The following is a 6,925-nucleotide window of genomic DNA, read 5'->3' as shown; positions in this document are numbered from 1 at the left end:
TCTAACTAAATTACGAAAAACCTTCCAATTCTAAGAATATGAAGGTTATTTGGTATACCCTTTTTTAGTATATCACGATGAATTTTATAATTTTAATGAAAAATATTGACAAACTATTAGCTGGTTTTGTTTAATAAGGATTTTCACAAAAAAGTTGCTTATCCCTTCCTGGATCATCGCATTGGAGAGAATAAGGTTCTTTCCTGACCTTGAATCATACTTCATTTCAAGATTGGCTCAATAGTTTCAAGTCTGCCTCTGTTAGTTTGTGAATTCCAAACAAAAGTCCCTAAGTATTCCTTATTTAAATCAACTAAATAAAATTCATTCCTTGACACCCTAATTTTTTTATCGTTTAATATCAAATAGTATTTTGTATCTTCTTGAATTTTCTGTTCAACCTTAAATACTCCACCAGTAGAAACTTCTTTAGATTGAAAATTTAATAAAGAAAATATTGTTAATAAGGAGATTATTACTAACACTGCTTTTATAACAGGGTTTATATTCGGCTTTTGGATTCCCCATTTTCGTAAGTATTTTATTACAAAATACATATATATTAAAAACGTTATTGGAACAATAAAAGAAGACAAAGTTGCAGGTATATACAACATCTCGTGTAATGAATAATTAAAATCAGTTATAGCTTGGATCCGACCAAGCTGCACTCCTAAAAAAGAAACATATATTATTCCTAGCAACCAATATAATGATGTTTTCTGGGCTCTCAATAGACTTCGTTTATCTTGTTCTGTTTCATTTTTAAATTTCCTCTCAACTTTCATAACCTTACCCCTTAGAAATTCTTAAATCGTTTACTTCCTTCTTCAACATAACTGCATGTTAGCTAAATAAGGAAATCAATAAAAAAGGCCGTTAATCCTTTTGGATCAACGCACCCCTTCGCCGACCCTTCTTTTGCTAAACTGCTCCCCCCTGTTCGAAAATAAGCAAGAATGTGCCTAAACACTTTTGTATCAATATTTTTTATAAACTAATTATTTCTAACTTATAACTCCTAAATAATAAAGAACAAAATATGCAATAAAGCACAATAGAGATCCTACTAAGAAGGGATTAATGGTAAATGTTGCTTTCTCATGTTGTGGCTTGTAATTTCCTAAGAACATATGGAAAACTGCTACCTGTGAATTCTTTGACAATGCGTCTCCTTTAGAACTAAATAAAAATGCTATAATGGTAAATCCAACTGACCCTAAAAACATTGTATCTACAAGATTTGTTTCAAAATAATGTGATACCCCAAAAAGCAAACCTAATTCTAAAACCAGGACTAGTAAAACGAAAAATATATACCATTTTAACTTCAATGTATCCCCCCTTTTATAGTATTTATTACGAATAAAGTCGTCAGAAGTTTCAAAAATATGTTTATATAGGCATCTAAATCTTAAGAAGCCACTTCCCCTATTCGGGCCTAATTTGACTAATCAAACTCAGTCCGCTGCCAACTGATAACTCCAAGCCAGTTCTTCTCACTGCTGGATCTACACCTGCTCACACCTAATCTGCAATTATTTTTGAACTTCCTACTGACTCGTAATCCTTCATTCCTAACTGTTCTCTAAATTCTTGTTGAACTAACCTGCATCGTTACTTTAATATGAAGAAAAAGGGATTATTCGTTAATGAAAAACCGCCACTTTGCTAACAACCAATTATCATTTTATGAAAAAGAAGAGTTAATCGTTCTGTGTTTCGCTTCTAGAACGATAGTAATTATTAATCATACTATTAGCGATAGATACAGCATCATCTTTAGATAATTGATTTTTTGCTTTAGTTAATGAACCCTTTTCAAACGTTAACAATCCTACACGGTATAATAGCTTACTATTCTTATCAGGATCTCTCCAAGTAATAGCTATTTCCTCTATATTGTTGAGGTAAAAAGCCTTGATATCATGATCCAACAATAACTCTTTACCTGGAATAGAAGTACCATCATGATACCAAACCGTACTTGTAACCCTTTTATTATCTCCAGTGTATAGAATCATTATTGCAGGAATCATTCCTGTTGGGTCATTATCGTAATCTAACTTTACTTCCTCAACTTTAAAAGGGATTTCTTCTAGCGATGGAGCAACAATCTTATCATGAAGTTTTGTAGGTATTCTGTTATATGTGGATTCCAATTGCGGATAATCATCTAGCAGTTTCTCAAACGACGATGCATATAGATTTATGTCTTCCTTATCCTCTGACACATTTGTTGAATTGGAACAACTGACTAAGAAAATTATCAATACAAGATTGCAAATGCAAAGTTTAAATAGTCTGCTCATTCATAATTGCCTCCAAAACTATTCCTGATTAGACAGCTAACTGGATGCTTCTTTAAACACAAATTTGGAATACCTTCTTCCATATAACTGCTTCGTTTGTTCAATAACAACGCTGCCTGTTCTTATGCTATAAAGATCACTTGCCCTCTGAGTGTATATATGATTCATCTATAAGTTAATGTCTTTTTTAGGTAATACTGCTGATTTTCTTTGTTTGGATGTCCTTCAATTACACCGACTATCTCATAACCATTTTTTTGATAGAAGTCCGGTGCTTGAAAGCTAAACGTATCAAGTTGAATTAATTGGCACCTGTTTTCTCTCGCTATTTTTTCTATATGATTTAATAACTCTTTCCCATAACCGCTACCCCTAAGTGATTCATCAACCCACAGGAAATCAATATGTAAGTTATACCAAAAAATTGTTCCTTTATGCCACCTAATATTTCTCCTCCTTCATCCCTAAGAATAAAGCTAATATTCTTAACTGGATGTTTTACATCATCAGGTAGCTTAGAAAGATTATGTTCAATTACATTCTTTCGAATGTATTCACTATCTTCTTGGTTCCATTGTTGAGTTATTTTCAAAATTTCCCCTCCCTAGAAGTCGCTGAATAAATATTCCAACACTTTTGCTTGTTCAACATTCCTGCATCGTTTGTGCAATAAGAAATGAAACATCAAAGTGCGTTAATCTTTCCTAGAGCAACGCACAATTAATAAAGTCATCATTAAATTTCTTATTCCCTCAATTTATCTGACAAACCTTCGTCATTTCCATACTTAAATTCTCCTATTTTTCCTTCTGACATCAAAACCTTACCTTCTACATCCACAGTTTTTTCTTCTTCGCCGCTCTTTTGATAACCAACTTTCGCAACAAAGATATAAAGTCTCGGGTTATGCTGATTTTGCTCGGTGGTAACTCCCTTAAAGCTTAACTTATAACCAGCGTTGTAAGCATATGTCTGGTATTGAGTACCGCCATATGCTGCTATGAAGGAATGGAGACCCGCATCTGTAAAGAAAGAACCGTACTTCTCTTCTAAATATTGATCAAATTCTTTGTTCTCTTCTTGACCATTCACAACAGTCTTATATTTAGGATTCCACATTAGACCCATTAACTTCTCATCTGGACCGGTAAACTCAAGCTCAAGTATTTTTTTAATTGCTTCTTTATTTCTTTGTATAGATGTCGCATCCTCATTTGAAGGCTTATTTAGAGACTCCTTTGGCTCCCCAGCCTGTCTCATGTTAGGTCCATTTAATAAGTTTAGCTGGATTCCAACAAAATATAGAATACCTAAAAACAAGACCGAAACCACCGAAACACTAAGTAGAGTGTTAAATTTATTTTTCAGCTGAAATACGTGTTTTTCAATTTTGGTCTTTTTTATGGAGTTCAAGACTTGCTGATGATGCCTATCATCAAAATTCACATCTTTCAAAATGGTGTTATCCATTTTTTCTTTTAAATTATCAAGTTTATTTTCCATCAATTGCTCCCGCTCCTTCCAATGATTCTTTTAATTTATGACGTCCTCGATGCAGTCTTGTTTTAACGGTATTAGAGTTAATCTCTAACAGATCTGAGATTTCCTCGATGGATAGATCTTGATAATAAAATAGAATAATGACTTCTCTCTGTTTTATAGGGAGTTTTAATACATGAAGTGATATTAATTCATCTTCATGATGATAAATTGCAGAAACAGTTTGATGATTTTGTTTAAAAAAATCAGTCAAAAATAAATTTTTATAATGCCAACTCTTCAATACATCCTTACACCTGTTCACCGTAATTCGGATCAGCCAGGTTTTATAAGATGAATCATTACGAAAGGAATCCATCTTTTCATAACATTTTATAAATACATCTTGCGCCACATCTTCTGCTAATCTTTTTGTTTCAGATATGTAAAGGCAATCCTGATAATATCATTGCCAAATGTATTCATGAGCCATTTCAGTTTTTCCTCTCGGTTTAAATTCTTTACCGGGTCAATCATATTTGCTCACAACCTTGTTTTTGATAATTAGACGATTTGAAATTTTTCAAGGTTCCATTTTTCGGAATCAGCAACAATTTTTTACATAAATAATTCTCAATAAAAAAACCGCCAAGAATGACAGCTTATTACTTATCTCCAAAAATACCATTAAACTCGTTATTAAGATAATTTCTAATAAACTTCAACAAAAAGTCCCGCAAGAACATATATTCGTGTATTATTTATTTATGACTATCAAGGGAGGGGTTCTTTTTGAATTCAATTGACCTAATTATTTTAAACTTTAATGAAGTTAGAAGAAGAAGTATTAAGGTGTGGTCATCAATACCTGAAGAAAAACTAAAATGGAAGCCTGATGATGAAGCCATGAATTGCATAGAAATGATCAGGCATGTTTTGGAAAGCGAACATTATTATCACCTAGCTATCATTAATAGAGGGAGCCTTCCAGAGTTTACTTCTCCTTTCGAAAACAGGCCTTTCACTACAGTAAGCGCGGAAATGGAGTTTGCAAAACCATATCGTAATAAGTTCTTCGACACAATCAAGTCATTTTCTGAGGAAGATTTAACAAAAATAAAGATAGACCGCTCTGATTCAGGATACATAAGAGACTTGGGGGATATGCTCCTCCGTATTGCCTACCACGAATCAATTCACACTGGTCAGCTATTGGATTATTTAAGAACTGCAGGGGTTCCACGGATACGAATTTGGGATTAAATTATAGTACAGGTGCTTTCACTATAGTGAAGTACCTTTTATTTTGTATTAGTTCTTCAGAGACTAAAAAGTGAGATACTATTCAAGAGTTCTTCTTCAACTCCCTGCATCGTTTGTATTTAAAGTAAGGTTCATCATTTTCGACTGCACCTTGGGGAGATTTTACCCCCAATTGTTTCTTTGAGTTTATCTATAATTTGAACTTGGTTTTCATTATCAGAATAAAATGTGCCTTTGAATCAGGGAACTTGTTTATACACCATTTTTTTCTCCACATATATTGATATTGCAAGTAATTCAATAAATGAAAGGAGGATAATGATAATGTGTGAATACTGTGATTCTAATGAGGGTCATCAAAAGAGGACAAGTTCAAGCCGCAGCAGATGTGATAAATGTGCTTGTAATATACTAAACAGGTTAGAGCGAGGAACAGAAGTAGATGTATTTTTATCAGGTGGTAAAGTATTAGAAGATGTAATCTTCTTGAGAATTAATAATAGAACTTGCTGTGCAACATTTAAAGACGAAGAAAAAGAGCCAGGTACCACTCTTTTTGTCGACTGCCGTGACATAGTTGCTCTTCGTATAGAGTAACTTTAGCCGAAATTAAAGCCTGTTTGGGATATCCAAATAGGCTTTAAAATTAAAATAAAATTTTTTATAGTCGGATCCTCCCTAATAATAAAGATTTTAATAATAGTATCTTCATTCTTATTGAACCTATCATGCTGCTATAGAATTCCTGTAGAAAGCTAATTCTCAACTTTGAATAAAATAAGGTCCCTCAGTAAGATATGAGTATAGACACCACTCTAACTCAGAACCCTAAGGAGGAACCCTTACTATGAAGTTTAAAATGCAGGACAAACAAAATCAACTGATAGAGAGAATTTCAGATAGCCACCTTGTAGTTGGTGTGGATATTGCACAAGAATTACATGTAGCCAGAGCTGTGAATTTCCGTGGAATAATAGTGGGAGATCCACTTACCTTCGAAAATAATGAAGAAGGTTTTGCTAAATTACTACAGTGGATAAACCAGTTAAAAACCTTAAGAGGCTTTTCTTCAACTATCATAGGGATGGAACCTACAGGACATTATTGGATTAACCTTTCAAAATGGCTATATGATCAAGACATTGAAGCAGTAACTGTTAACCCTCATCATGTAAAAAAGAATAAAGAAAACCGTGATAATAGCCGATCGAAAAGTGATAAAAAAGATGCTCTCGTTATCGCTGATATGGTCAAGAATGGTTATTATTCCTTTATTCGCCCTAATTCAGAGGTCTTTGAAAAACTAAGAGTTTTAATGTCTAACCGTGATATGACAGTTAAGAGACTTGTTAGTGCCATCAATCAAATTAACCGTTGGGTCGATATTGTTTTTCCAGAACTTCGACAGGTATTCAAAGATGTCAAAGGCAAAGGGGCTATGGCGACTCTGCGCCTATTCCCTACACCACTTGAACTACGCTCCATGAAAGCACCCGATGTCGTTGAAGGTTGGAAATCCCAAATGAAAAGACAACCTGGGATAAAAAAAGCACAAGCCTTAATTGAATTAGCTGTGCATTCAGTCGGCACTCGACAAGCACTCGATGCTTATAAACTACACCTGGAACAGCTAATTGAAGAGTTTGATTTAGCCACTGCGCAACTTGAACGAGTTGAACAGGAAGTCACTTCCCTACTTAAACAAATTCCTTTCGCAAAAAAGTTGCTTGCCATCAAAGGAATTAGTGAAATTGCACTTGCAGGCATTCTTGGAGAATCGGGTGACCTCAGTGGTTTTGCGCATGGTAATTCTCTATTGCGCCATGCTGGATTACATCTTTCAGAGGCCAGTTCAGGTAAATGGAAAGGAC

8 protein-coding genes and 1 pseudogene are annotated in these 6,925 nt (G+C 34.0%); 3 read left to right on the top strand and 6 right to left on the bottom strand.

Translation table 11 applies throughout. The features are described from left to right. Nucleotides 1-221 precede the first annotated feature (221 nt). The 6 genes and pseudogenes from FS736_RS23285 to FS736_RS23260 all read right to left on the bottom strand — a co-directional run bounded on the left by FS736_RS23285 (nt 222) and on the right by FS736_RS23260 (nt 4,170). Complete coding sequence (locus FS736_RS23285; RefSeq protein ID WP_144481502.1) at nt 222-788, bottom strand: hypothetical protein; 567 nt, start codon at nt 786-788, stop codon at nt 222-224. A 219-nt stretch (nt 789-1,007) separates the two neighbouring features. Next, nucleotides 1,008-1,334, bottom strand: a complete 327-nt coding sequence (locus tag FS736_RS23280) for a hypothetical protein (RefSeq protein WP_144481501.1) — start codon at nt 1,332-1,334, stop codon at nt 1,008-1,010. A gap of 372 nt (nt 1,335-1,706) precedes the next feature. Continuing rightward, nucleotides 1,707-2,312, bottom strand: a complete 606-nt coding sequence (locus FS736_RS23275; protein WP_144481500.1) for a hypothetical protein — start codon at nt 2,310-2,312, stop codon at nt 1,707-1,709. Between the two features lie 164 nt (nt 2,313-2,476). Continuing rightward, nucleotides 2,477-2,904: pseudogene (locus FS736_RS23270) on the bottom strand (GNAT family N-acetyltransferase). Between the two features lie 152 nt (nt 2,905-3,056). Beyond that, complete coding sequence (locus tag FS736_RS23265; RefSeq protein WP_222125091.1) at nt 3,057-3,818, bottom strand: hypothetical protein; 762 nt, start codon at nt 3,816-3,818, stop codon at nt 3,057-3,059. Continuing rightward, on the bottom strand, nt 3,805-4,170 hold the full coding sequence (locus tag FS736_RS23260) for a sigma-70 family RNA polymerase sigma factor (protein WP_313959742.1): 366 nt from the start codon (nt 4,168-4,170) through the stop codon (nt 3,805-3,807). Before FS736_RS23260 ends, FS736_RS23265 begins: the two co-directional genes overlap by 14 nt. 413 nt (nt 4,171-4,583) lie before the next feature. Between FS736_RS23260 and FS736_RS23255 the strand changes: the two genes are divergently transcribed. The 3 genes from FS736_RS23255 to FS736_RS23245 all read left to right on the top strand — a co-directional run. Beyond that, complete coding sequence (locus FS736_RS23255; protein ID WP_144481498.1) at nt 4,584-5,054, top strand: DinB family protein; 471 nt, start codon at nt 4,584-4,586, stop codon at nt 5,052-5,054. A 408-nt stretch (nt 5,055-5,462) separates the two neighbouring features. Then, the gene (locus FS736_RS25315; protein WP_395883904.1) at nt 5,463-5,651 is read left to right on the top strand and encodes a penicillin-binding protein; all 189 of its coding nucleotides are present in this window, start codon (nt 5,463-5,465) and stop codon (nt 5,649-5,651) included. Nucleotides 5,652-5,901: 250 nt separating this feature from the next. Next, a partial coding sequence (locus FS736_RS23245; protein WP_144481496.1) for an IS110 family RNA-guided transposase occupies nt 5,902-6,925 on the top strand: 1,024 nt, incomplete at its 3' end.

Source organism: Cytobacillus oceanisediminis 2691 (assembly GCF_007678455.1).
Taxonomy (GTDB): domain Bacteria; phylum Bacillota; class Bacilli; order Bacillales; family Cytobacillaceae; genus Mesobacillus; species Mesobacillus oceanisediminis_A.
Note: the sequence above shows the minus strand (reverse complement) of the source record. Positions and strands in the feature narration are given on the sequence as shown.

What these genes read in the sequence shown, in the direction of transcription:
- FS736_RS23260 (WP_313959742.1), bottom strand. Translation starts at nt 4,170, where the DNA reads ATGGATTCCTTTCGTAATGATTCATCTTATAAAACCTGGCTGATCCGA.
- FS736_RS23275 (WP_144481500.1), bottom strand. Translation starts at nt 2,312, where the DNA reads ATGAGCAGACTATTTAAACTTTGCATTTGCAATCTTGTATTGATAATT.
- FS736_RS23285 (WP_144481502.1), bottom strand. Translation starts at nt 788, where the DNA reads ATGAAAGTTGAGAGGAAATTTAAAAATGAAACAGAACAAGATAAACGA.